Annotated in this window: 23 protein-coding genes and 1 riboswitch; of the genes, 12 read left to right on the top strand and 11 right to left on the bottom strand. The window is 58.3% G+C overall.

All coding sequences use genetic code 11. The annotated features are described in order from the left end of the window. Nucleotides 1-2: 2 nt before the first annotated feature. Nucleotides 3-1,511, bottom strand: a complete 1,509-nt coding sequence (locus tag AC13Q5_RS07640) for an oligosaccharide flippase family protein (RefSeq protein WP_488501323.1) — start codon at nt 1,509-1,511, stop codon at nt 3-5. A gap of 93 nt (nt 1,512-1,604) precedes the next feature. Here AC13Q5_RS07640 and AC13Q5_RS07635 point away from each other — a divergent pair, with 93 nt between their 5' ends. Next, the gene (locus AC13Q5_RS07635) at nt 1,605-2,543 is read left to right on the top strand and encodes an ATP-grasp fold amidoligase family protein (RefSeq protein ID WP_457881907.1); all 939 of its coding nucleotides are present in this window, start codon (nt 1,605-1,607) and stop codon (nt 2,541-2,543) included. Nucleotides 2,544-2,603: 60 nt separating this feature from the next. Next, nucleotides 2,604-3,092 (top strand): heme-degrading domain-containing protein, encoded by a 489-nt coding sequence (locus tag AC13Q5_RS07630; protein WP_488501322.1) that lies wholly within the window; start codon nt 2,604-2,606, stop codon nt 3,090-3,092. 45 nt (nt 3,093-3,137) lie between these two features. On the opposite strand, the gene AC13Q5_RS07625 is transcribed toward AC13Q5_RS07630, so the two are convergent. Then, entirely contained in the window at nt 3,138-4,394 is a 1,257-nt protein-coding gene (locus AC13Q5_RS07625) for an AGE family epimerase/isomerase (protein ID WP_488501321.1), read from the bottom strand. 267 nt (nt 4,395-4,661) lie between these two features. Between AC13Q5_RS07625 and metH the strand changes: the two genes are divergently transcribed. Then, on the top strand, nt 4,662-8,438 hold the full coding sequence (gene metH, locus AC13Q5_RS07620) for a methionine synthase (protein WP_488501320.1): 3,777 nt from the start codon (nt 4,662-4,664) through the stop codon (nt 8,436-8,438). 128 nt (nt 8,439-8,566) lie between these two features. Here metH and AC13Q5_RS07615 read toward each other — a convergent pair whose 3' ends face one another. The 3 genes from AC13Q5_RS07615 to AC13Q5_RS07605 form a co-directional block, all read right to left on the bottom strand. Continuing rightward, nucleotides 8,567-9,331, bottom strand: coding sequence for a GntR family transcriptional regulator (locus AC13Q5_RS07615; RefSeq protein WP_047631969.1), 765 nt, complete (start codon nt 9,329-9,331; stop codon nt 8,567-8,569). Continuing rightward, nucleotides 9,328-10,212 (bottom strand): glucosamine kinase nucleotide-binding domain-containing protein, encoded by an 885-nt coding sequence (locus tag AC13Q5_RS07610; RefSeq protein ID WP_488501319.1) that lies wholly within the window; start codon nt 10,210-10,212, stop codon nt 9,328-9,330. Before AC13Q5_RS07610 ends, AC13Q5_RS07615 begins: the two co-directional genes overlap by 4 nt. Nucleotides 10,213-10,340: 128 nt before the next feature. Then, nucleotides 10,341-10,652: a hypothetical protein gene (locus AC13Q5_RS07605; RefSeq protein ID WP_488501318.1), complete on the bottom strand. Its 312-nt coding sequence runs from the start codon at nt 10,650-10,652 to the stop codon at nt 10,341-10,343. 103 nt (nt 10,653-10,755) lie between these two features. Here AC13Q5_RS07605 and AC13Q5_RS07600 point away from each other — a divergent pair, with 103 nt between their 5' ends. The 5 genes from AC13Q5_RS07600 (at nt 10,756) to AC13Q5_RS07580 (ending at nt 16,100) form a co-directional block, all read left to right on the top strand. Further along, nucleotides 10,756-12,015: an ABC transporter substrate-binding protein gene (locus AC13Q5_RS07600; protein ID WP_488501317.1), complete on the top strand. Its 1,260-nt coding sequence runs from the start codon at nt 10,756-10,758 to the stop codon at nt 12,013-12,015. 201 nt (nt 12,016-12,216) lie between these two features. Beyond that, nucleotides 12,217-13,170 carry a carbohydrate ABC transporter permease gene (locus tag AC13Q5_RS07595; RefSeq protein ID WP_457881902.1) on the top strand — a complete coding sequence of 318 codons (954 nt, stop codon included), beginning with the start codon at nt 12,217-12,219 and terminating at the stop codon, nt 13,168-13,170. Nucleotides 13,171-13,182: 12 nt separating this feature from the next. Beyond that, nucleotides 13,183-14,022 carry a carbohydrate ABC transporter permease gene (locus AC13Q5_RS07590; RefSeq protein WP_075850967.1) on the top strand — a complete coding sequence of 280 codons (840 nt, stop codon included), beginning with the start codon at nt 13,183-13,185 and terminating at the stop codon, nt 14,020-14,022. Then, entirely contained in the window at nt 14,019-15,083 is a 1,065-nt protein-coding gene (locus AC13Q5_RS07585) for a Gfo/Idh/MocA family protein (protein WP_488501316.1), read from the top strand. The genes AC13Q5_RS07590 and AC13Q5_RS07585 overlap by 4 nt, the downstream gene beginning before the upstream one ends. Nucleotides 15,084-15,095: 12 nt before the next feature. Beyond that, the gene (locus AC13Q5_RS07580) at nt 15,096-16,100 is read left to right on the top strand and encodes an ABC transporter ATP-binding protein (protein WP_075850965.1); all 1,005 of its coding nucleotides are present in this window, start codon (nt 15,096-15,098) and stop codon (nt 16,098-16,100) included. A gap of 66 nt (nt 16,101-16,166) precedes the next feature. Here AC13Q5_RS07580 and AC13Q5_RS07575 read toward each other — a convergent pair whose 3' ends face one another. Further along, nucleotides 16,167-16,772 carry a TetR/AcrR family transcriptional regulator gene (locus AC13Q5_RS07575; protein ID WP_488501315.1) on the bottom strand — a complete coding sequence of 202 codons (606 nt, stop codon included), beginning with the start codon at nt 16,770-16,772 and terminating at the stop codon, nt 16,167-16,169. A 120-nt stretch (nt 16,773-16,892) separates the two neighbouring features. On the opposite strand from AC13Q5_RS07575, the gene AC13Q5_RS07570 reads away from it, so the two are divergent. The 4 genes from AC13Q5_RS07570 (at nt 16,893) to phnF (ending at nt 19,341) form a co-directional block, all read left to right on the top strand. Continuing rightward, nucleotides 16,893-17,339, top strand: a complete 447-nt coding sequence (locus tag AC13Q5_RS07570; RefSeq protein ID WP_488501314.1) for a tautomerase family protein — start codon at nt 16,893-16,895, stop codon at nt 17,337-17,339. A 70-nt stretch (nt 17,340-17,409) separates the two neighbouring features. Then, complete coding sequence (locus AC13Q5_RS07565) at nt 17,410-17,805, top strand: VOC family protein (RefSeq protein ID WP_488501313.1); 396 nt, start codon at nt 17,410-17,412, stop codon at nt 17,803-17,805. A gap of 119 nt (nt 17,806-17,924) precedes the next feature. Then, a complete protein-coding gene (locus tag AC13Q5_RS07560) occupies nt 17,925-18,611 on the top strand; it encodes a class I SAM-dependent methyltransferase (RefSeq protein ID WP_488501312.1) in 687 nt (228 codons plus the stop codon). A 1-nt stretch (nt 18,612) separates the two neighbouring features. Next, nucleotides 18,613-19,341 carry a phosphonate metabolism transcriptional regulator PhnF gene (phnF, locus tag AC13Q5_RS07555; protein ID WP_488501311.1) on the top strand — a complete coding sequence of 243 codons (729 nt, stop codon included), beginning with the start codon at nt 18,613-18,615 and terminating at the stop codon, nt 19,339-19,341. A 44-nt stretch (nt 19,342-19,385) separates the two neighbouring features. Here phnF and AC13Q5_RS07550 read toward each other — a convergent pair whose 3' ends face one another. From AC13Q5_RS07550 to AC13Q5_RS07530, 5 genes are all read right to left on the bottom strand, one after another. Further along, nucleotides 19,386-19,736 carry a VOC family protein gene (locus tag AC13Q5_RS07550; protein ID WP_488501310.1) on the bottom strand — a complete coding sequence of 117 codons (351 nt, stop codon included), beginning with the start codon at nt 19,734-19,736 and terminating at the stop codon, nt 19,386-19,388. A gap of 58 nt (nt 19,737-19,794) precedes the next feature. Next, entirely contained in the window at nt 19,795-20,271 is a 477-nt protein-coding gene (locus AC13Q5_RS07545) for a 6,7-dimethyl-8-ribityllumazine synthase (protein ID WP_075850959.1), read from the bottom strand. A gap of 89 nt (nt 20,272-20,360) precedes the next feature. Beyond that, nucleotides 20,361-20,507, bottom strand: a riboswitch (FMN riboswitch). A gap of 106 nt (nt 20,508-20,613) precedes the next feature. After that, complete coding sequence (locus AC13Q5_RS07540; protein ID WP_075850958.1) at nt 20,614-21,675, bottom strand: ABC transporter ATP-binding protein; 1,062 nt, start codon at nt 21,673-21,675, stop codon at nt 20,614-20,616. An 11-nt stretch (nt 21,676-21,686) separates the two neighbouring features. Beyond that, nucleotides 21,687-22,475, bottom strand: coding sequence for an ABC transporter permease (locus AC13Q5_RS07535; RefSeq protein WP_075850957.1), 789 nt, complete (start codon nt 22,473-22,475; stop codon nt 21,687-21,689). Continuing rightward, a complete protein-coding gene (locus AC13Q5_RS07530; protein ID WP_457881897.1) occupies nt 22,472-23,365 on the bottom strand; it encodes an ABC transporter permease in 894 nt (297 codons plus the stop codon). The genes AC13Q5_RS07535 and AC13Q5_RS07530 overlap by 4 nt, the downstream gene beginning before the upstream one ends. Nucleotides 23,366-23,376 lie beyond the last annotated feature (11 nt).

The following is a 23,376-nucleotide window of genomic DNA, read 5'->3' as shown; positions in this document are numbered from 1 at the left end:
GCTCAGCCGGGTGCAAGGAAGCTCAGCAGTCTGCCAGCGAAGGGACGTGATCCGATCGGCAATTTTCCGCCGGCCGTCGCCATCAGAATTTCTATGTCTTCGGGCGTAATCAAGCGCAAGAAACGAATGGCCAGCAGATAGGTGATTGCTCCGGCGGGAATGGCGCTTAAAAGTGCCGGCAGCCCGTCGAGGCTGTAAACGCCAAAGCTTGCTGCGCCCGCACAGAGAGCTGCTGCAAGAACCGTTTTCGCCAACGCGGTTAAAGGGACAGAGACTCGAACATGTTTCCAGGCCATCCAGCCAAGCAACACAAACGTCAATGTCACCGTCATCGCGCGAGCTAGAGCCGCACCTTCCAAGCCGAGGGACGGCACGAGAGCGGTTAGTAAGGATATCGTTGCAGCAGCGCTTGTAACCTGCACGCGTAGCAAAATGGCGCTGCGCCCAGATGCGCTGATGATACCCCAGGGGATCACGGATATGCCGGCAATCCATACGAAGGCTAACAGTGTGGCTGCGGCCGGCACGGCGGGCTCGAAAGCATCGCCAAAGATCAACGGTAAAAGTTCAGGCATGATGGTTGCGCCACCCATGCTGATCGGTAGCATGACCAGGGCGACTATCCGGATGACGCGCCTATAAGCTGCATTAAGAGATTGCTGATCGCTTTTTGCATGGGCTTCGGTGAAATGGACGATTAATGCCGGCGATATCTGGAGCATGATCTGTTCGATGAGGCCAGCTAGACCGAGCCCGGCAGCGAAGTAGCCGATACTGGCTGGAGAGAGAAAAACGCCGAGAAAGACGAACTCAATGCGGGAGAGAATAAGGATCTCGACGAGATCGCTGAACCAGATGTATCGGCCATAGCGCAACATTTCCGGGGATAGCGTTTCCCGCGAGTATTTTGCGGTGGGGTCGACATAGTCGCGCAATTTCAATGCTTGCGGCAGATAGCGGGCGACATAGCCGATCAAGGCTCCCGTCGGGCCGAGCAACCAGGCCCCGATGAATACAAATGGGATCTGCATAGCTCCGCCCAACAGGGTGGTTCGGGCGGTTTGACCGAACCGATTTCTTCCGCGTGCCACGGCTGTAGAGAACACGTAGAACGCATAGCTAAGGAAGAGGAGTCCCGTGACCAGCCAGAACCAGGCATGCCGCGCATCGTGATAAGCGTAGGTGATCGCGGCAAAGAGAAGAATGCCCGCGCCGATCATGCTGACCGATATAAGGAAACTTCGGAGCGCAGTCCGGACCAGCACTTTCCACCCATCATCATTGCCCGCGAGACCGCCTGTATTACGCAGCAGGGTCTGAGGCAGGCCCATATCAGCCAATGCGGCGGCTGAGGTGGCGATCCATAATGCGTAGGCGACTTTGCCGGACCCCTCGGGGCCGAGCAGCCGGGCTGCGATAATGCTGCTCGCAAAGCCTGCGGCAAGGGAGATGGATGTTGCTGCCAGGCTAATCAACGAGCTTTTGAGGAGATTGGATACGAACGCGCTCATGGCCATCTATCTTGAAGGCTTACGCATAACCTTGTGTTAAAGGGCGGCTGATAGTTTTCACTTGCTTTCTAGTTGAAATTCGAGACCGTCACCATGACAGATCGAGCCGCCGACCGAGATGGATTTCTCATTCCGGGATATCTGCAGAAGGGATTGCGCGAGCGAGCGCACAACCTGCTCTGGCGGCTTATGTCGCCTTTGCCCGATAAGCCCTATTGCGCACTTAAGTATCGCGCCATTCGCGGCAAGTTTCCGAATTTGTCATCCCCTCAAACCTTTACCGATAAGGTTCAGGCACGCAAACTATATGATCGCAACCCTCTCTTTCCGCGTTTCGTGGACAAAGCCGACGCCAAAGTCCTGATTGGAGAAAGGGTTGGCAGCCAATATGTTATCCCGACGCTTTGGGTTGGGAGCGATCTGACGGCCGTGGATTGGGCAGAGATATCATTGCCGGCTGTTGTCAAGCCGACCCATGCGAGCGGTGTCGGGCGATTTCTCTACAACGAGGCTGATGTGGATCGGCTCCTCAAGAATGATCCATCGGTCGATTGGCTGGCAATTGATCATGCGTCCTACAACAGAGAATGGGCTTACAGCCAGCTGAAGCCTCGTATTCTCATCGAAAGCATGCTGCTCGTCGATGGACGGGTTCCGTGGGATTACCGGCTCTTTACGTTCGGCGGGAAGGTCTCGCATATTGAGATCGACATACGCGAAAATGGTCGAGGCTATTCGTGCAACTATACGCCCGACTGGCAGAAGCTGCCATTCTATGATCGGGATTATCTCGGTCTCTATCCAGGCGAAATAGCACGTCCGCCGCGACTCGAGGAGATGATCCACGTCGCTGAAACGGTCGCTTGCGATATCGATTTCGTGCGCGTCGATCTCTATGCATCGGCGGAGTGGGTGCGCGTCGGGGAGCTGACCTTCTACCCGGGTGGAGGTTTCGAGGCGTTCGAGCCGGAAGAGTATGATTTCTCGATTGGCCAGAAGTGGCAGCTCGGCTTCGAAATACCGAAGAGATAGGTGGACAAATCATTCTCTCCGCGTTTCATAGGCCGATCTATTTTCTAGAGAAGGTTTTCCATGACGATCGACCAGGACCTTGTTCGTATCGAGCTGCAAGAGGAAACGCTGCGTTTCGATGCTTTTGACCTTTCGACCGCCTGGGTGCTTGGCAAGCTGTTGCGCGACCTCGCCAGCGAGCGCAACATGGGCGTTGCGATCGATATCACACTGCATTCCATGCCGGTTTTCTATATAGCCTTGCCCGGCTCGACACCTGACAATTCCAACTGGATTCGCCGGAAGCGTAATATGGTGCTGCGTTACTTCCGCAGCAGCTATGCGAGCACGTTGCGGCTGCAGCAGCAGGGCAAGACGATTGAGGACAACGGGCTCTCAAGCACCGAATACGCTGCATCTGGTGGCAGCTTTCCGATCTTCGTCAACGGCACGGGCTGTATCGGTGCCGTCACGGTTTCCGGGCTACCACAGCGAGAAGACCACAATCTCGTTGTTGAAGCCCTTGCTCTGACCCTCGGTCACGAACTTCACAATCTCAGCCTCACTTAGAGGGTTGAGGCGGCGCCAGCCTTGGAGCGGGCGCCGCTCCGAATTTTAGATTTTGCCGCCAGCCTCGGCGATGACCTTGGTCAGGCTGCCCGTTGCCGGGAAGAGAGGGATCAGGCATGCCTGCAAGGCATGATAGATATCGCCTTTGCCAGGGAACAGCGTATGAGCAGGAGCGAGATTTTCCGTCAGTTCCTCGTGCCAGCCGCCATTGGTGCGATCGATGAAGGCTTGGCCAATAACGCTCCAGATCTTGCGGTAGCTTTCTTCGTGGAAATCGCTCGGGACGTGTTCGTTCAGATAGTGAGCGGCACCGGCTCCTTCGCAAGCGGGCCACCAGAGTTTGTTGCGTTTTGCAGGCACATCTTCCCAGTCGAGCGTGTAGAAGAACCCGTTCTTCTCGCTGTCCCAGCCGAGTGACATGGATTGAGAGAAGAGGCCCTTGGCCGCTTCCGGCATCCAGCCATGACGCTTTTCCCCCAACGACCATAGCTGCAGGATGAGGCGTGCCCATTCCAGCCAGTGTCCCGGTGTCGTGCCCGATGGGCGAAACATCTCGTTGCCGCGGTAATTCTTATCCAGGACCCAATCGGCGTTGAAATGCTCTGCGACACGCCAGCCGACAGAGCCTGCCGAGCGGCGGATGACGAGATCGGCGATGCTTTCCGCCTTTTCGAGATATGCCTTGTCGCCCGTTGCCTCGAAAGCGGCCATCAACGCTTCCGTCAGATGCATGTTGGAGTTCTGGCCGCGATAGGTGCCGCCGTCGATCAACGACCAATCCCGATTAAATTCCTCGGCAATCGCTCCGTGCTTTGCCTCCCAGAACTTCGTGTTCAGGATCTCGGTGATATCGGCGAGCATGCCATCGGCCAACGGATGGCCGATCGTCTTTGCGGAAGAGGCTGCAAGCAGCACGAAAGCATGACCGTAGCCCTGCTTGCTGGAATCGACAGGGCCGTCATTGTTCAGCGACCAAAAGTAGCCGCCATGCTTCGTGTCTCGATGATTGTTCCACAGATAGGTCATGCCGTGATCGACAATCTCGTTTGCGCCGGGACGGCCGAGCAGAGATCCGATCGAGAAGCAATGCACCATTCGGGCAGTCGAATGAATGCCGCGCACGGGATTTACTGAATCCAGCGGTTTGCCGGCATCATTCATGTCGTAAAAGCCACCCTTGGGATTGACGGCGCGATACTGGAAGAAGTCAAAAAGCGCATCGGCTTGGTCTAGCAGCCAACGCCTATGGTAGGCGCGCGTGCTCCAGTTTCCGAGCGTTGCGGGTTCAACCTGTATGTTCATGCCGTCCTCCTGGGATTCTTTCTTCAAGCCTATAGCTCTGCCCGATAGTGCTGTCATCGCATAACGGATGAAACTGTGTCGCTGTCCTCATCTTGTCCATGGGGCATGCCGACGATCGGTTCCGATCGCTCTTATTTTCCGAAAACACCTCGAACTGTGGAAGCATTGTCCTTGCGTTGACGCCGCTTAAAGCATAGATATGTTGACATAAAGATATCTTTATGTGATCTGAGTGCGGAGTCGCAATCAGGCCAGAGGAATTCGCTTATGTTTGACAATCTTTTTGGTTCGGAAACGGCGAAGCGCGACGGCAGCGAGGTGTTCAAGGCCCTGCGAGAGGCGGCGAGCGAGCGAATCCTCGTGCTTGATGGTGCCATGGGCACGCAGATTCAGGGCCTTGGCTTTGATGAAGACCAGTTTCGCGGCCATCGGTTCATCGGCTGCGCCTGTCATCAGAAGGGTAACAACGACCTCCTCATTCTGACGCAGCCCGATGCCATCGAAGAGATCCATTATCGCTATGCTAAAGCTGGAGCCGATATCCTCGAAACCAACACCTTCTCTTCCACTAGCATTGCGCAGGCGGACTATCAGATGGAAGGTGCGGTTTACGACCTCAACAAGGAGGGCGCGGAAATCGTGCGCCGCGCGGCGATCCGCGCCGAGCGCGAGGATGGCAGGCGCCGGTTCGTCGCGGGCGCAATCGGTCCCACCAATCGAACCGCCTCCATTTCCCCCGATGTCAACAATCCCGGCTATCGTGCTGTCAGCTTTGATGATTTGCGTCTCGCCTATGGAGAGCAGATCGACGGCCTGATCGATGGTGGCGCCGACATCATTCTGATCGAGACGATCTTCGATACGTTGAACGCGAAGGCCGCGATTTTCGCTTGCGAGGAGCGCTTCGAGGCCAAGGGCATCCATTTGCCCGTCATGATTTCCGGCACGATCACGGATCTCTCCGGCCGCACGCTGTCGGGGCAGACGCCGTCGGCATTCTGGAATTCCGTGCGCCATGCCAGCCCGTTTACGATCGGCCTCAATTGTGCGCTCGGCGCCAACGCGATGCGGCCGCATTTGCAGGAGCTTTCGGCTGCTGCGGATACCTTCATCTGCGCCTATCCGAATGCCGGTCTGCCGAACGAATTCGGCCAATATGACGAAACGCCCGAGATGATGGCGGCGCAGGTGGAGGAGTTCGCTCGCGAAGGTCTGGTCAATATCGTTGGCGGCTGCTGCGGCTCCACGCCCGAGCATATTGCCGCTATCGCTCAGGCCGTTTCCAAATATCCGCCGCGTCAGCTTGCCGAACATCGCCCCTTCATGTCGCTCTCCGGGCTGGAACCGTTCGAGCTCACCAAGGACATTCCGTTCGTCAATGTCGGCGAGCGCACGAACGTTACCGGCTCGGCGAAATTCCGCAAGCTGATCACCAATGCCGATTATACTGCTGCCCTTGCCGTGGCGCGCGACCAGGTCGAGAATGGCGCGCAGGTCATCGACATCAACATGGATGAGGGCCTGATCGATTCGGAAAAGGCCATGGTGGAATTCCTGAACCTCATCGCCGCTGAACCGGACATCGCCCGTGTTCCGGTCATGATCGACAGCTCGAAGTTCTCGATCATCGAGGCAGGATTGAAATGCGTTCAGGGCAAGCCGATCGTCAATTCCATATCCTTGAAGGAAGGCGAGGAGAACTTCCTCAAGCAGGCTCGCTTGATGCGCATGTATGGTGCGGCTGTCGTCGTCATGGCGTTTGACGAGCAGGGGCAGGCGGACAGCTATGAGCGCAAGGTGGAAATCTGCTCGCGCGCTTATAAGTTGCTGACGGAAGTAGCAGGCCTGCCACCGGAAGATATCATCTTCGATCCGAATATCTTTGCGGTCGCAACGGGGATCGAAGAGCACAATAATTACGGTGTCGACTTTATCGAGGCGACCCGGACGATCCGGAAGACCATGCCACTGGTCCATATTTCCGGCGGCGTCTCAAACCTGTCCTTCTCGTTCCGCGGCAATGAACCCGTCCGCGAGGCCATGCACGCCGTGTTCCTCTATCACGCCATCCAGGCGGGCATGGACATGGGTATCGTCAATGCCGGGCAATTGGCTGTCTATGACAATATCGACCCGGATTTGCGGGAGGCTTGCGAGGATGTCGTGCTTAACCGCCGCTCGGACAGCACGGAGCGTCTGCTTGAGATCGCTGAACGCTTCCGCGGTGCCGGCAGCAAGGAGGCGAAGGCGCAGGATCTTTCCTGGCGCGAATGGTCGGTCGAGAAGCGGCTCGAACATGCGCTGGTCAACGGCATTACCGAATATATCGAAGCCGATACCGAGGAAGCGCGTCAGGTTGCCGAGCGGCCGCTGCATGTCATCGAAGGCCCGCTGATGGCCGGCATGAATGTCGTTGGCGATCTCTTTGGTTCGGGGAAGATGTTCCTGCCGCAAGTCGTGAAGTCCGCCCGTGTCATGAAGCAGGCCGTCGCCGTTTTGCTGCCCTACATGGAAGCCGAGAAGCTTGCCAATGGCGATGATAGCGAGCGGAAGTCCGCCGGCAGGATTCTGATGGCGACTGTCAAGGGTGACGTGCACGACATCGGCAAGAACATCGTTGGCGTTGTTCTCGCCTGCAACAATTACGAGATCATCGATCTCGGCGTCATGGTGCCGGCGACGAAGATCCTGGAGACAGCCGTCGCCGAAAAGGTCGATATTATCGGCCTGTCAGGGTTGATCACACCATCTCTCGACGAAATGGTGCATGTTGCTTCCGAGATGGAGCGGCAGGGCTTCGACATTCCCTTGCTGATCGGTGGTGCCACGACCAGCCGCGTCCATACCGCGGTGAAAATCCATCCAGGCTATCACCGAGGGCAAACCGTCTACGTTACGGATGCGAGCCGGGCCGTTGGCGTCGTATCAGCGCTGCTGTCGCCCGATGCGCGGCAGGGCTATATCGACACCGTTCGGGCTGAGTATTCCAAGGTCGCTGCTGCCCACGCACGCAGCGAAGCGGAGAAGGTACGGTTACCGATCGCAAGGGCACGTGAAAATGCGGAGAAAGTGGATTGGTCGAGCTACAAGCCGGTCAAGCCGCAGTTCTTCGGGACCAAGGTATTCGAGAGTTACGATCTTGCCGAACTTGCGAAATATATCGACTGGACTCCGTTCTTCCAGACCTGGGAATTGAAGGGGCGTTTCCCGGCAATTCTCGAAGACGAGAAGCAGGGCGAGGCGGCGCGGCAGCTCTATGGCGATGCGCAGGCGATGCTGGAAAAGATCATTGCGGAAAACTGGTTCCGCCCGCGTGCGGTCATCGGCTTCTGGCCGGCGGGTGCCGTCGGCGATGACATAAGGTTGTTCACGGATGAAAGCCGCAGCGAAGAACTCGCCACTTTCTATACGTTGCGCCAGCAGCTGTCGAAGCGTGATGGCCGGCCGAATGTCGCCCTGTCGGACTTCGTGGCGCCGGCTTCCAGCGGTGTCGGTGATTATGTCGGCGGCTTCGTCGTCACGGCCGGCATTGAAGAAGTCGCTATCGCCGAGCGCTTCGAGCGTGCCAATGACGATTACTCCTCGATCCTGGTGAAAGCACTGGCCGACCGCTTCGCGGAAGCCTTTGCCGAGCGGATGCACGAGCGGGTGCGGCGGGAGTTCTGGGGTTATGCTCCGGACGAGACTTTCTCAAGCGAGGAACTCGTTCTCGAAGCCTATGCCGGTATTCGTCCGGCGCCAGGTTATCCGGCTCAACCTGACCATACCGAAAAGGACACGCTTTTCCGCCTTCTGGACGCCGAAGCAGCAGCCGGCGTGAAACTCACGGAAAGCTATGCGATGTGGCCAGGTTCGTCCGTCTCGGGCATCTACATAGCTCACCCGTCCTCCTACTACTTCGGCGTTGCCAAGGTCGAGCGCGATCAGGTGGAGGACTATGCCGGTCGTAAGGGCATGCCGGTGGCCGAGGTAGAGCGCTGGCTCGGCCCGGTCCTCAATTATGTGCCGGAGAAGCGCGAGGCCGCGGTCGACGACGCAGCCTGATTGCGAGTCGTTTCAACGGCTTGCAGTGCTTAGCTTAGAATTTGATTCTGCATGCAAAAGCCGCCCCAGTCATCTTGGCTGGGGCGGCTTTTTTTGATTCCGGCATTTTTCGGTCTCGCGGATCTGAGCTAGTTCGCGCCGATGGTCAGTTCTGCGACGAAATCATAGGCATCGCCGCGATAGAGCGATCGTGTGAATTCGACGGCCCGGCCAGAGCCGAGATAGGAGATGCGCTCGATCGAGAGGCCGGCAGCGCCGACGGGAACGCCGAGCAATCCGGCGTCCGCCTCTTTCATGTTGGTCGCCGATATGCGCTGAACGGCGCGGACGGGGCGCACCTGACGCTTTTCCAGTTCCGCATAGAGCGATGTCGTGACCACCGATGGATCCGGCAGAAATTCGCCGGAGACACTGGCGTGCTCGATCGCCAATGGCTGATCGTCGGCGATGCGGAGGCGGCTGAGCCGCGATACCTTGGTGTCGGCTGCAAGACCGAGAATCATCATTTCATCCGGGGAGGGCGTATGGATACCCTTGTGCAGCCATTCGGAACGAGCCGTCATCCCGCGTCGGGCCATGTCCTCCGTAAACGATGTCAGCTGCGACAGCCGCTGTTCCACCTTGGAAACAGGTTTTGCGACGAATGTTCCCGAGCCGTGGCGACGGACAAGAATGCCTTCGGCCACGAGGTCGTCGATCGCCTTGCGTACCGTGACGCGGCTGACCGCTGCAAACTCCGCGATGTCACGCTCCGGTGGAAGTGCGTCTCCATGTTTCAGCCTACCGACCTTTACGGCCTCTTCGAGCGTACGCCGGAGCTTGACGTAAAGCGGACCCGTGCCGCCTCCAGAAAGGCGCTCCGGCGAGAAGATCGCGCTCAAATCTTCGGTCATGCCTTGTTTTCCTCTCCACCCCGCAGCAATTTCGCCGCCAGTTCTACGGCGCCGCGCAGAACATCTCCTCTTGGTTCAGCGAGAATCGCCTTGTGGCGCTCATCAAGCCAGGGACGATAAGCTTGGGCAAGGCCGCCGAGAAGGCAGATCGAAGGGCATTCCGGCCAAAGCAGTGCATCCAGGCTCTCAGCTATCGATCTTGCCGCCGTCTTGACGATATCGATGGCGACCACATCCTCCATTCCGGCATATTCGAACACGATCGGTGCATATCGGGCGAAATCCTTGGGCTTGGATGCATGCGCAAATTCGACGATACGTTCCGGATCGTTGCCGTATTCGGCCATGATCGATGCTGTAAGCGCTGAACCCGCCCTCACTTTGTCATGGGCCAAGACAGCTCTCTCGAGCAGGTCACGCCCGAGACGGGCGCCGCTCGCCTGGTCGCCAATGACAAAACCCCAGCCACCGATACCCCAAATCCTGCCATCGCGACGGGCGTTGTAGACGGAGCCGGTGCCGAAGGCGCCGATGATCCCATCGGCGTCGCCAAGCGCGCCCTGAAGCGCTGTCGTCGCATCTGTGACGACACGCGTGCTTTTAAAGGGCAGGGCGCTTTCGACCTGCTTGCCGTAGTTGCCGACATTGGCTCCGGCGGTTCCGATGACGGCAGGCAGTGTTTGCAGCAGTTCAGGGGCGAGCCCGGCATCAATCAATGCCTGCTTTGCCGAGGCGACGATATGGATCAGCGAGTTTTCCAGATCGGAGAGGATGTTTGCCGCACCGGCCTTGCCGGTGCCGAGCACCTGCCCGCGGTCATCTATAACCGCTGCCCGGCAACTCGTGCCGCCGCCATCGATACCAATTGCAAACTGCCCCATCATGCCTCCGGATGCCGCCTATTCCCTGTTTTTTCATACAATACCAAAAAAATACCATTTACCAATAGGCAAGGCAGGCATTTTTGTCTGATAATATCCTATTGAATTATCTAAATAAATTAATCGGCCTACATCTTTTTGCTCCTGAAAGTTAAATTCGGCTGGACAATTGGTATTTTTTTGGACTTAATTCGGAGCAAGGGAACAGTATGAACGGACATCGGCAAGGCTGGCGGAAAAACAACAGCCGGTAGATGAAGCAGAATGGTGTGCATCTCGTCGTTGCGCCAGGCCGCTGGGATCAGGAGGATCTCGATTCGACGTTTGTCATAGTTTCCCACGCGGTTCTTGCTGTGTCTCCGTCCGGTGGCGGCGGACGGCAATTGATCGGGCCGATCGGGCGCGAAGCCTTTGAAGCCTTTTGCATGGGGGATCGGCAATTCTGGCGGTTCCCATGGGGCGCTGACCGTTTCCTCGGACAGGCCAGCGGATTTTCAGATCGAGAACAGCGCCTTGCCATGGCGCGGAAAACAGGAGAGGGAAATGAAAACCAATATTCTGAAAGGCTTGCTTCTTGCATCGAGCCTGCTGACCTCAGTCAGCCTCGCGCATGCGGCCGACGTGACGCTGACGGTTGAAAGCTGGCGTAACGACGACCTGCAGATCTGGCAGGAAAAGATCATCCCGGCTTTTGAAGCGAAGAACCCGGGCATCAAGATCGTCTTCTCGCCGACGGCGCCTACCGAATACAACGCATCGCTGAACGCCAAGCTCGATGCCGGTTCCGCAGGCGACATCATCACCTGCCGTCCGTTCGATGCTTCGCTCGACCTCTTCAACAAGAAGCATCTTGCCGATCTGACCAAGCTTAAGGGTTTGGAAAACTTCTCGGCTGTCGCCAAGGCCGCGTGGTCGACCGACGACGGCAAGTCGACCTTCTGCGTGCCGATGGCTTCGGTCATCCACGGCTTCATCTACAACAAGGACGCCTTCGACAAGCTCGGCCTCAAGGTGCCGACGACGCGCGATGAGTTCTTCGCCGTTCTCGACAAGATCAAGGCCGATGGCACCTACATCCCGATGGCCATGGGCACGAAGGACCTCTGGGAAGCCGCAACCATGGGCTACCAGAACATCGGCCCGAACTACTGGAAGGGTGAGGAAGGCCGAAAGGCTCTGATTTCTGGCAAGGAAAAGCTGACGGACGCGCCGTGGGTCGATCCTTACAAGGAACTGGCCAAGTGGAAGCCCTATCTCGGTGACGGCTTCGAAGCTCAAGGTTACGCTGACAGTCAGAACCTCTTCACGCTCGGCAAGGCTGCGATCTATCCGGCTGGCTCCTGGGAAATTGCTCTCTTCAACACCCAGGCGCAGTTCAAGATGGGCGCATTCCCGCCGCCGGTCGCAAAGGCTGGCGACACCGCCTATATCTCCGACCATCCGGATATCGGCGTCGGCTTGAACACGAAGAGCAAGCATCAGGAAGAAGCCAAGAAGTTCCTCGACTGGGTCGCTTCCGACGAATTCGCTACCATCTACGCCAACTCTCTGCCGGGCTTCTTCAGCCTGAACTCGCATCCGGTGAAGATGACCGATCCGCTTGCGCAGGAATTCGTTTCCTGGCGCGACAATCACAAGTCGACCGTTCGTTCGACCTATCAGATCCTGTCGCGCGGCACGCCGAACCTTGAAAACGAGACCTGGACCGAATCCGCAAACGTGATCAACGGCACGGATACCCCGGAGCAGGCCGGCGCGAAGCTCCAGAAGGGCCTCGACAGCTGGTACAAGCCGGGCAAGTAATGACTGCATAATACGGGCGAGGGGTCTTCAAGGCTCCTCGCCCTTTTCGTTATCTTGAGTAATTGGATCGGCGATCATCTCGCCTTTGCATTCGACACGCCCGATGTCGCTTCCATCCGGCTTAAGAGCCGGGGCAACGGACGGATTTGAACCTTTGAGCTGCCGTCTCATCAAGCAGCCAAGAAAAACAGGCAGAAAGCCATGAGCGACGCTGCGACATCAGATGCCCTTGAGGTCATGCCGATCAGGCGCTCCAAGCGCTGGCATATCCTCGTTTTCCTTTTCCCGGCCTTCGTCGTCTATACGGCGGTCATGATCCTGCCGCTGATCGAGACATTGCGGCTGTCGCTTTACAACGTCGTCGACAACCAGTCCGTCTTCGTCGGCCTGAACAATTTCAAGGTGCTGTTCGGCGATGACCGCTGGTCGCATGATTTCTGGAATGCGCTGCGCAACAACCTGATCTTCTTCGCCATTCACATGTGCGTGCAGAATCCGATCGGTGTCGCTTTGGCTGCACTCCTGTCCTTGCCGAAGCTGCGCTTTGTCGCCTTCTACCGCACAGCCATCTTCCTGCCGACGCTGCTCTCCTTCGTCGTCGTCGGCTTCATCTGGAAGCTGATCCTCTCGCCGCTCTGGGGTGTTGCGCCCGAGCTTCTGAATTTCATCGGCCTGAAATCGTTCTTCGCTCCATGGCTCGGCAGGCCGAGCACGGCGCTGATTACCGTCGCGCTGATTTCGGTCTGGCAATATGTCGGCATTCCGATGATGCTGATCTATGCCGCGCTGCTCAACATCCCCGAAGAGGTAATCGAAGCCGCCGAATGCGATGGCATCACCGGCTGGAGCCAGTTCTGGAAGATCAAGCTGCCGCTGGTGCTGCCCGCTATCGGCATCATCTCGATCCTGACCTTCGTCGGCAATTTCAACGCGTTCGATCTGGTTTATACCGTGCAGGGCGCCTTGGCGGGGCCGGATGGTTCGACCGATATTCTCGGCACGCTGCTCTACCGCGTCTTCTTCGGCTTCCAGCTGCAGTTGGGCGACCGCTCGATGGGCGCGACGATCGCGACGGTGATGTTCCTCATCATCCTGGCCGGCGTGTCCTTCTATCTTTTCATCGTCCAGCGGCGCATCCGCCGCTACCAGTTCTGAGGAGCGCGATCCATGTCCAAGGCACGCACTTCCCTTGTCCGCACCGGCTTTGTCCATCTGGCGCTCATCGCCTATACGCTCGTCGCCATCTTCCCGGTATTCCTGACCGTCATCAACTCCTTCAAGGATCGCGCCTCGATCTTCCGCGCGCCCTTGAGCGTTCCGACACCATCCTCCTTCAGCATGATCGGCTATGATACCGTTCTGAAGCAGGGGGACTTCCTCACCTATTTCCAGAACAGCTTCGTCGTGACGATCGTCTCGATCATTCTCACGCTGCTGTTCGGAGCGATGGCGGCCTTTGCGCTGTCGGAATATCGTTTCCGCGGCAATACGGTGATGGGTCTTTATCTGGCCATCGGCATCATGATCCCGATCCGTCTCGGTACTGTCGCGATCCTGCAGGGCATGGTCGCCGCCGGCCTCGTCAACACGCTGACGGCCCTGATCCTGGTCTATACCGCGCAGGGCCTGCCGCTGGCGATCTTCATCCTGTCCGAGTTCATGCGGACGGTTTCCGACGACCTGAAGAATGCCGGCCGCATCGACGGTCTCAGCGAATATGCGATCTTCTTCCGACTGGTGCTGCCATTGGTCCGTCCGGCCATGGCGACGGTCGCCGTCTTCACCATGATCCCGATCTGGAATGACCTGTGGTTCCCGCTGATCCTTGCCCCGAGCGAGGCGACCAAGACGGTGACGCTCGGATCTCAGATCTTCATCGGCCAGTTCGTCACCAACTGGAATGCGGTGCTGGCGGCACTGACGCTCGCCATCCTGCCAATCCTCATCCTTTACGTCATCTTTTCGCGTCAACTCATTCGCGGCATTACATCCGGAGCAGTCAAGTGAGCGTATCTGAAAAGCCGATCCGCGTTCTCGTTGCCGGCCTTGGCAATATGGGTCGCAGCCATGCGCTGGCCTATCACCACAATCCGGGCTTCGAGATCGTCGGCCTCGTCAACCGCTCCAAGCGTGAACTGCCTGAGGAGTTGCAGGGATATACGGTCCATCCGGATTTCGAGACCGCGTTGAAGGAGCTGAAGCCGGACCTCTGCTCCATCAATACCTATTCCGACAGCCATGCCGATTTCGCCATCATGGCCTTCGAAGCCGGTTGCCACGTCTTCGTCGAGAAGCCGCTGGCCACGACGGTCGAAGATGCCGAGCGTGCGGTCGCGGCTGCGAAGAAGGCCGGCAAGAAGCTGACGATCGGCTACATCCTTCGCCATCATCCCTCGTGGATGCGGTTGATTGCCGAAGCGCGTAAGCTCGGCGGCCCCTATGTGTTCCGCATGAACCTCAATCAGCAATCGAGCGGCCCGACCTGGGAGACGCATAAGGCGCTAATGCAGAACACTTCGCCGATCGTCGATTGCGGCGTGCATTATGTCGACGTCATGTGCCAGATCACCGATGCCAAGCCCGTCGAAGTACGCGGCATGGGCCTGCGGCTGACGCAGGAGATCAAGCCGGACATGTATAATTACGGCCATCTGCAGGTGATATTCGAAGACGGTTCCGTCGGCTGGTACGAAGCCGCCTGGGGTCCGATGATTTCGGAGACGGCGTTCTTCGTGAAGGACGTGATGTCGCCGAACGGTTCGGTCTCGATCGCCATGGATCAGAATGCCAAGTCTGACGATATCGACATGCACACGAAGACGTCGGTCATCCGGCTGCATAGCGCCGAGACTGGTCCGAACGGCCAGTTCATTCCGCCGGATCAGGATCTGCATATGGATGGCGAACCGGGCCATCAGGAGCTCTGCGACTTCGAGCAGGCCTTCATGCTGAAGGCCATCCGCGAGGATATCGACCTCAATCGCCATATGGACGATGCCGTTCAATCGCTGCGCATATGCCTTGCCGCCGATGAGAGCGTGCGCACCGGCAAGCCCGTTTATCTATAAGGACAAAAGACTGTGGGATCGCTTCAACTGAAATCCATCCGCAAGGCCTATGGTACGCATGACGTGCTGAAGGGCATCGACCTCGAGGTAAAGGATGGTGAGTTCGTCATCTTCGTGGGTCCTTCCGGCTGCGGCAAGTCGACCCTCCTGCGCAGCATCGCCGGTCTCGAGGACGTGACCTCCGGCGCCGTGCTGATCAACGGCCAGGATGTGACCGTCACTCCTCCGGCAAAGCGCGGCATCTCGATGGTCTTCCAGTCCTATGCGCTCTATCCGCATCTGACCGTCAAGGACAATATGGGTCTGGGCCTCAAGCAGGCCGGCACGCCGAAGGCCGAAATCGACAGCCGGGTCGAGAAGGCGTCCGGGATGCTGTCGCTTGCGCCCTATCTCGGCCGCCGCCCATCGGAGCTCTCCGGTGGCCAGCGTCAGCGTGTCGCAATCGGCCGTGCCATCGTGCGCGAACCCGAGCTTTTCCTTTTCGATGAGCCGCTCTCGAACCTCGATGCGGCGCTGCGCGTCCAGACCCGCCTGGAGATCGCCCGGCTGCATCGCAGCCTGAAGGCGACGATGATCTACGTCACCCACGACCAGGTCGAGGCGATGACGCTTGCCGACAAGATCGTCGTGCTCAATGCCGGTGCGATCGAGCAGATCGGTTCGCCGATGGAGCTTTATAACCGTCCGGCCAATACCTTCGTTGCCGGCTTCATCGGCTCGCCGCAGATGAATTTCATCCCTTCAGAACGACTCGGCGAAAGCGGTGCCAAGACCGTTGGCATCCGCCCCGAACATATCACGCTGTCGCGCGATCAGGGCACATGGGCAGCCAAGGTCATCCATGTCGAGCATCTCGGTGCCGATACGATCATCTATCTCGAATCCGAGGCCACCGGTCTTCTGACTGCGCGTCTTTTCGGCGAACATAAATATGAGCCGGACGAGATGGTCTATGCGACGCCGGATGCGAGCCAGATGCATCGTTTCGATGCGGATGACAAGGCGATCCGAGCGTAAACGGCCCCGCCGAGACGAAGTGACGAACTTCGTCTCGGCTATCCCGTCATTGTGTGACCTGTATCGTCATTTGCCTTGCGGCTGCGAGGGATTGTCTGCCGCCAGAGCGGCCCGCTCGATGGCTTTGGCTATTTGGGCGGAAAGGGCGGGATCGGAGACGGCGCGGGCAAGCGTTAGGCCGCCGCTCAGCGTTGCGAGAAGAACGATGGCACGATCTTCCGCCGTTGTTTCTCCGGAGCTTGTGCTCTCCGGCAGGCCGGCGGCGACATCCGCGATCAACTTTCTCAACTCTACCGTATAGACGCGGCGTGTTTCCTCATCGGCCCGCATCACGTCGGGGGAAAGGCTCGGCAGCGTGCAGCTGTCGCCGAGATCGCAGGTCCGCTTGTAGCCGAGATAGAAGCCGGCAAGCGCCTTCAACCAGTCTTTCGGCTGGTTTTGCCTGAGTGTCAGGATCGCTTGACGCAATTCCTCCAACCCTTCCACGACCGCGGTGCGAAACGCTTCGCTCTTGGACTTGAAGTGTCCGTAGAATGCGCCGTTGGTAACGCCGGCCGCTTTCGTCAGCGCGTCGATGCCCGCGCCGCCATAGCCTTCCTTGCGAAAGACTTGCCCCGCCGCCGCGACGACCCGCGTCCGGGTTTCTTCCTTATGTTCGGCGCTGTAGCGCACTGCCGCCTCCATTAAGAGTGATCTCTCTTTATCTGTTGCATAGAGAGTGATCGATGTGTATCGTTAAAGAGTGATCGGTATATATCATTTGCCGGCGCAGGTCCAACAAGGAGATATCCCATGCCTATTACACTTACCGTATCCGAAGGGCTGCTTTCCTCCGAAGCGCAGGCGCAAGCTTTCGCCGGATTGACAGATGCCGTCCTCGACGTTGCCGGATTGACCGGGAATGAATTCATGACGGCCAATGTCATCGGTTCGATCAATGTGCTTCCGGCAGAACATGTGCTGGCGGCCGGAAAGCCCGTTGCCGCGGCCTTTATCGAACTCAAACTGCCCGAAATCGCACTCGCGACTGCCGACGCCAAACGTGCTTTCATTGCAAGGGCGACCGATGTCGTCGAGCGGGCCGCGGAGGGGCGGATCAAGCGCGAGCACATCTGGTCGAATATCGTCTATGCGCCCGAGGGTGCCTGGGGCATTGCGGGACAAAGCTACAGCAATGCCGATCTTGTCGGCGCCATTGCGAGCGCCGCAGCGCCCGCAGTCGACGCTCATCGCGCCTGAGATGAGTTAATCGGTAACAATACCGGGCGGCCGCGTGGGCCGCTCGTTCGGCAACAAGGGGAGGCAGGAGATGCAACTCGCCAATTATCTGTTTTTCACGACGCATTGTGAGGACGCGCTTGTCTTCTATACGACCTGCGGGCTTGGCCAGGTGACGCTGTTGATCCGGCACGGTGCGGATGGGATACCGCTTGCCCACGAGGCAATGCGGGGCAGGGTAATGCATGCTCGCTTTGAAGGACCAGGCGTCATGTTCTTCGCTTCGGACAATCACGACGCAGAGCCGATGCGAGGTTCCGCCCATATGCTCATGACGGATGACTGGGAGAGCACTGAAAGGATGTTTGCCCGATTGGCTGAAGGCGGCACAGTGACGACGCCGCTCGCCGTCCAGCCTTGGGGTAGCTATTACGGCAAGCTGACGGATCGGTTCGGCGTGCAATGGATGGTGGATTGCGTGCAGTAGGCGAGGGCCGATCACGATTAGAAGATTGTCGCCACTAGTCCGGTCGTCCGGACGAATTCATACGGCTGTCATGGGACTTCGCTATCAAGGGTTCAGTCAACTCCAACAGCGAGCCCATCATGACAAACGCAGCCTCCACTTACGCAACCTGGCACAAGGATCCGCAGGGCGATACCGCAATGGCGGAATCGCACAGCCCCTATTGGCGGCATTTCATCGAGACGGTGCCAGAGCGGGATTTCTCCTCGAAGACTGTCCTGGACTTCGGCTGTAACCGGGGCGGCTTTCTGCGGCTGCTTTATGCCATGCGGCCGTTCCGACGCGGCGTCGGCATCGATATCGCTTCGGAGTCCGTGGCTGCCGCTGTGGAAGCTGTCGGCAACATGCCGCTGCAGTTTCATGTGACGACTGATTTATCGCCTTTTGCCGACAGCTTCGACGTTGCCTTCAGCTATGAGGTGATCTATCTGCTGCCGCAACTGAAAGAGCATGCCGAGGGGATGTTCCGTGCCATGCGCAATGGGGGCGTCTACTACGCTGTGACCGGCTGCCACAATGAAATGCCGCTTTGGCCGAAATGGCTTGAGCTTATCGGCAACAACAGTAATGCGCCGATGCAGGATCGCTCTCCGCAGGACTATATCGAGGCGTTCACGGCTGCCGGCTTCGATGTTTCTGTCAGGCGTTTCGGCTATGACGGTTTCGTGCGCGCAACCAAGGACCGCAAATATTATCCGAGCATTCTCGACGCCTTGAGCTATCCGGCCGAATACAAGCTGTTGTTCCGGCTCGAGAAGCGCATCTGACATGGAGACGATCGACCGCAAGGGCGGCAGCGCCCTCTGGCATCAGATCGGCGAGATCCTGGCGGCTGATATTGCCGCCGGGACTTTCGCGCCCGGAGAGAAATTGCCGACCGAGCCCGAGATGATGCAGCGCTTCGGCGTCAGTCGATTCACCGTGCGTCAGGCGCTGGGCCATCTGGAACAGCGTGGGCTGGTACGTGCCGAGCAGGGACGGGGAACCTTCGTTCACAGGGGCGTGCTCGACTATACGCTGTCGAAGCGCACGCGCTTTCACAAGAACCTGATCGAGCAGGGTTTCGAGCCGGGTGGCGAGTTGCTCGTCCATGAGATCGTGCCGGCGACGGAACGTATTGCCAGCTATCTGAAGCTGGCGGTTGGGGTAATGGTCATCCATCGTCGCGGCGTCATGACGGCTGATGGCATTCCGGTCGAATTGGGCGATTCCTATTATCCGGCCGAACGTTTTCCCGACTTCGACAAGGCCAGATTGCAGCATGCGACGATCTCGGCGGCACTCGCCAGCTATGGCGTCACCGACTATGAGCGCTTGTCAACGGAGATCGAGGCGCGCATGCCGACGGCGGACGAGGCACGGATCCTGCGCCAGCCGAAATCCGCGCCGCTGCTGGTGACGCGCAAGGTGGATGCGGATACCGACAGGGTGCCGATCACCTATTCGGAATCGGTCTGGCCGGCTGAACGCACCACATTCAATCTCGATCTGCGATAGCAAGGTTGCGGCGGGTCTGCCCATTTGGAGCGCCGCGCTCCGTATCAGCGATGGGACAGGATATTGACGACCTTGCCGAAGGGATCGCGGACATAGAACCGGCGGACACCCCAGGGTTCGTCTGTCAGGTCATACAATATTCCGAAGCCCATGGAGGTGGCGCGCTGATAGAGCGCGTCGACATTATCGACTTCGATGGAGAGATCGGGGACGAGCGTTCCCGAACCGCCTTCGCTGGCAACGCTGATCTGCGGTACTGTTGCCGCTTCGGACGCGAAGGTGACGATCCAGCCGTGATCCATGACGATATCGAGGCCGAGCAGGTCTTGGTAGAAAAGACGGGCCGTGGCGGGATCGGCGGTAGGCAGGTTCGGGATGATGCGTAGGACGGTCACTGACGTTTCTCCCTTTTAAAGGTGGAGGCGGGCTTTCGCTGCGCCTCCACCATGCTGGTCAGACCGTGACGGCCGGCAGCAGCTTGGCGCGCTCCGAAAGGATATGGCGGCAGGCGCTGGCCACTTCACGGCCCTTGATGATGAAATGTTCCTTGAAGAACTGGATATGGGCTTCCGACTCCTGGAAGTGATGCGGCGTCAGGACTGCAGAAAGGATAGGCACACCGGTATCCAGCTGCACGCGCATCATCGCATCGAGAACGGTATTGGCGACGAATTCATGGCGATAGATGCCGCCGTCGACAACGAAAGCGGTGGCAACGATTGCGGAATAACGGCCATTGCGGGCGAGCGTCTGTGCATGCAGCGGAATCTCAAGCGCGCCGGGTACATCGAAGATATCGATCGGCGATGCGCCTTCCACCGTCTGCCATTCGGCAACGAAGGAGTCGACCGAGCGATCGACGATGTCGGCATGCCAGCGAGCCCGAATGATCGCAATGCGGCTCGGCTGGGTAGAAATCGAAATGGTCATGAATTTTGCCTTTCAAGGGTTGTTGTCAATTATCCCTTGGGCGAACACGCATGAACGCGGCACTCCCCGTACGGAGGAGGTGCGACCCTGCTTGCTCTCTTCCATCCGGACTATACCGTCGGCTCCGGTATTTCACCGGATCTGCTGACCCTTCCGAAAGCTCGGAAGGCGCTCGCGGGCTCGGGGAAGATCCCCATACCGCCGGTGGGGAATTGCACCCCGCCCTGAGAACGCGTGGACTATAGATGCTTTCCCTCATGGAAATCAAAGAAAAACGCCGGGCTTTTGACCCGGCGTTTGCGAATAATTTTTCAAAGTTTACCTGCGGCGCAGGGGCCATTCTCAATCCTGAATGACGAGCAGGTCGGACGAGGCGAAGCGCAGCGTCACCTTCTCGCCAACGCTCGGAGGCATCATCCCCGGGCTGTTGAACATGTCGAAGGAAATCGTGTTGCCAGCGACATTCATGCGGGTGCGAATGACCGAACCCAGGAAGTGCGCCGACGAGACTTCGCCGGTCAGCGCCGTGTCGCCCTTGGCCGATTCCGCCAGAGAGCCGGCTTCCGGACGCAGGGCGAGCGATACGGTATCGCCCGGCTTGTAGGCCGTGACCGACTGCTTCAGGGTGACGCCCTGATCGCCAATCATGATGCGATTGCTGTCCGGATCGATGACCTTGCCTTCGATCAGGTTCAGCGTGCCGACGAAGGACGCGACAAAGCGGGTTGCCGGCGTGTTGTAGATTTCGAAAGGCGTGCCGATCTGGTCGGCACGGCCGGCATTCATGACGACGATACGGTCGGAGATGGACAGAGCTTCTTCCTGATCGTGTGTGACGAAAACCGTGGTGATGCCGAGCTGCTGCTGGATGGCGCGGATTTCCTCGCGCAGCGAGATGCGGATCTTGGCGTCGAGGGCCGAAAGCGGCTCGTCAAGCAGGAGGACCTGCGGCTTGACGGCGATGGCGCGGGCGAGCGCCACGCGCTGCTGCTGGCCGCCGGACATCTGGTAGGGGTAGCGGCCGGCGAGATGATCGAGCTTGATGAGGGCAAGCATCTCCTTGACGCGCTTGTCGATGTCGGGCTTCGCCATGCCGGCGACCTTGAGGCCGAAGGCGACGTTGTCATGCACCGTCATGTTCGGAAACAGAGCATAGGCCTGGAATACCATGCCGATATTGCGCTGGTTCGGTTTCAACGCCCGTTGATCCTTGCCGTTGATCGACAGGGTGCCGGCGGTAGGATTTTCGAAACCGGCGATCATCCGCAGCACGGTCGTCTTGCCGCAGCCCGATGGTCCGAGGAAGGAGATGAATTCTCCTTTTTCGATGTTCATGTTGAAATCGTGAACGACGTGGACGTCGCCGAAGGACTTCTTGATGTGGGTGAGTTCGAGAAAAGCCATGGTGAGAAGCCTTACGCCTTAACCGGAGCCAATTTGGAGAAGCGGGAAACGAGCTGCAGAAAGCCCATGCTGAGCCAGGTCACTGCAAGCGCGATGATGGCCAGTGCCGAGGACTGGTAAGCCTGGTTGGCGCCGACGAGCTGCATGTAAGGGCCGAAAGCCGGCCGATTGAGCAATGACGCCATCGTGAATTCGCCCATGACGATCGCCAGTGTGATGAAGGCGCCGGAGAGAACGCCGCTCATGACATTGGGGAAGATGCAGCGGAACATGATGGTCGTCCACTTCGCGCCAAGGCTTTCCGCCGCTTCCGTCAGGGTGCCGACATCGATCGTGCGCATCGCCGTATCAACCGAACGATACATATAGGGGAGCGACAAGACAATATAGGAGCAAACGAGAAGGAAGTTCGTGGTCTGCTCGAAGCCTGTCAGGGGCAGGATGGACGACGAATTGTAGAGGCGCAGATAGCCGAAGACGATGACGATTGCCGGGATGACGAGCGGCATCAGCGTGATGAATTCGACGATCGGGCGCAGCTGCGGCAGGCGAAGCCGGACCCAATAGGCCGTGGGCACGACGAGCAGCATGCCGACGATGATGGTCAGCACGGCCATGAGCATGGAATAGCCGAACGCATAGAGGAAGTGCGCATCGGAAAAGACCGATGCGTAGGCGTCGAAACTATAGGCGTCGCGGCGCATGCGCAGCGAGAATTCCAGCGTGCCGATGAGCGGAACGATGAAATAGATGGCGCCGATGACGACCGCGATCCAGGCGAAGAATTTCTGCAGCTTCATTTCTGCCACCGTTCTGCGCGCATGCGCATGATGATGTAAATGACGTTGGAAATACCGGTGATGACGATCATGCCGAGGGCCATCGCATAGCCGAGATTGGCGTTGTGCAGGACGTCACCGCGGATCTGCGCGTAGAGCTGGATCGGGATGATGTTCAGCGAGCTGCCGGTCAGGGCGATTGCAGTCGCGATCGCGCCGAAGGCGTTGGCGAAGAGCAGTAGGGTCGTGCCAAGCAAGCTCGGCCAGAGGATGGGGAATGCCACCATGAGCCAATATTGCCGATTGGTTGCTCCAAGGATGGAGGCGGCTTCGCGCCATTCCTTCTTCATGCCGTCCAGAGCGGGCGTGATGATCAGCACCATCAGCGGGATCTGAAAATACATGTAGGTGACGGTCAGGCCGATGAAGCTGTAGAGATTGAAGCCCGTCGCATAGAGATTGAAGCCCAACCAGTCTCTCATCAACACGGTCACGAGGCCGAGGCGGCCGATCGTGGCGATGAATGCGAATGCCAGTGGCACGCCGGCAAAGTTGGAGGCGACGCCGGAAAAGGTCAGGAACGTATGGCGTACCCAGTTCGGCAAGCCGCCCATGACCAAGGCCCATGCAAGGTAGAAGCCGATCAGCGCGCCACCAAGAGAAGATGCGACCGAGACCTTGATGCTGATCCAGTATGAATCCCAGATCGATTTGGTGAAAAGATCGCCGATATTCTTCAGCGTCAGGCTGCCGTCGGGCGTTAGAAAGGCGCCCGCGATCAGATAGATCGTCGGGAGAATCAGGAACAGCAGCGCGAAGATCAGGAAGGGCGCTATGCCCAGCCAGTCGACAACCACGCGCTTGTTGATCATGGGAGTGGAACTGACTGTCGATGTTGTGACGATGCTCATGATTGGCCCAA

The organism is Martinezella sp. CNPSo 3964, assembly GCF_057784375.1.
The sequence above is the reverse complement of the archived record's forward strand: the minus strand, read 5'-3'. Positions and strand labels throughout refer to the sequence as shown.

Excerpts from the sequence above, each read along its gene's own strand:
- AC13Q5_RS07625 (WP_488501321.1), bottom strand. The coding sequence starts at position 4,394 with ATGAACATACAGGTTGAACCCGCAACGCTCGGAAACTGGAGCACGCGC.
- AC13Q5_RS07635 (WP_457881907.1), top strand. The coding sequence starts at position 1,605 with ATGACAGATCGAGCCGCCGACCGAGATGGATTTCTCATTCCGGGATAT.
- metH (WP_488501320.1), top strand. The coding sequence starts at position 4,662 with ATGTTTGACAATCTTTTTGGTTCGGAAACGGCGAAGCGCGACGGCAGC.
- AC13Q5_RS07595 (WP_457881902.1), top strand. The coding sequence starts at position 12,217 with ATGAGCGACGCTGCGACATCAGATGCCCTTGAGGTCATGCCGATCAGG.
- AC13Q5_RS07630 (WP_488501322.1), top strand. The coding sequence starts at position 2,604 with ATGACGATCGACCAGGACCTTGTTCGTATCGAGCTGCAAGAGGAAACG.
- AC13Q5_RS07610 (WP_488501319.1), bottom strand. The coding sequence starts at position 10,212 with ATGGGGCAGTTTGCAATTGGTATCGATGGCGGCGGCACGAGTTGCCGG.
- AC13Q5_RS07540 (WP_075850958.1), bottom strand. The coding sequence starts at position 21,675 with ATGGCTTTTCTCGAACTCACCCACATCAAGAAGTCCTTCGGCGACGTC.
- AC13Q5_RS07600 (WP_488501317.1), top strand. The coding sequence starts at position 10,756 with ATGAAAACCAATATTCTGAAAGGCTTGCTTCTTGCATCGAGCCTGCTG.
- AC13Q5_RS07560 (WP_488501312.1), top strand. The coding sequence starts at position 17,925 with ATGACAAACGCAGCCTCCACTTACGCAACCTGGCACAAGGATCCGCAG.
- AC13Q5_RS07615 (WP_047631969.1), bottom strand. The coding sequence starts at position 9,331 with ATGACCGAAGATTTGAGCGCGATCTTCTCGCCGGAGCGCCTTTCTGGA.
- AC13Q5_RS07570 (WP_488501314.1), top strand. The coding sequence starts at position 16,893 with ATGCCTATTACACTTACCGTATCCGAAGGGCTGCTTTCCTCCGAAGCG.
- AC13Q5_RS07530 (WP_457881897.1), bottom strand. The coding sequence starts at position 23,365 with ATGAGCATCGTCACAACATCGACAGTCAGTTCCACTCCCATGATCAAC.
- AC13Q5_RS07565 (WP_488501313.1), top strand. The coding sequence starts at position 17,410 with ATGCAACTCGCCAATTATCTGTTTTTCACGACGCATTGTGAGGACGCG.
- AC13Q5_RS07535 (WP_075850957.1), bottom strand. The coding sequence starts at position 22,475 with ATGAAGCTGCAGAAATTCTTCGCCTGGATCGCGGTCGTCATCGGCGCC.
- AC13Q5_RS07545 (WP_075850959.1), bottom strand. The coding sequence starts at position 20,271 with ATGACCATTTCGATTTCTACCCAGCCGAGCCGCATTGCGATCATTCGG.
- AC13Q5_RS07590 (WP_075850967.1), top strand. The coding sequence starts at position 13,183 with ATGTCCAAGGCACGCACTTCCCTTGTCCGCACCGGCTTTGTCCATCTG.
- AC13Q5_RS07640 (WP_488501323.1), bottom strand. The coding sequence starts at position 1,511 with ATGAGCGCGTTCGTATCCAATCTCCTCAAAAGCTCGTTGATTAGCCTG.
- phnF (WP_488501311.1), top strand. The coding sequence starts at position 18,613 with ATGGAGACGATCGACCGCAAGGGCGGCAGCGCCCTCTGGCATCAGATC.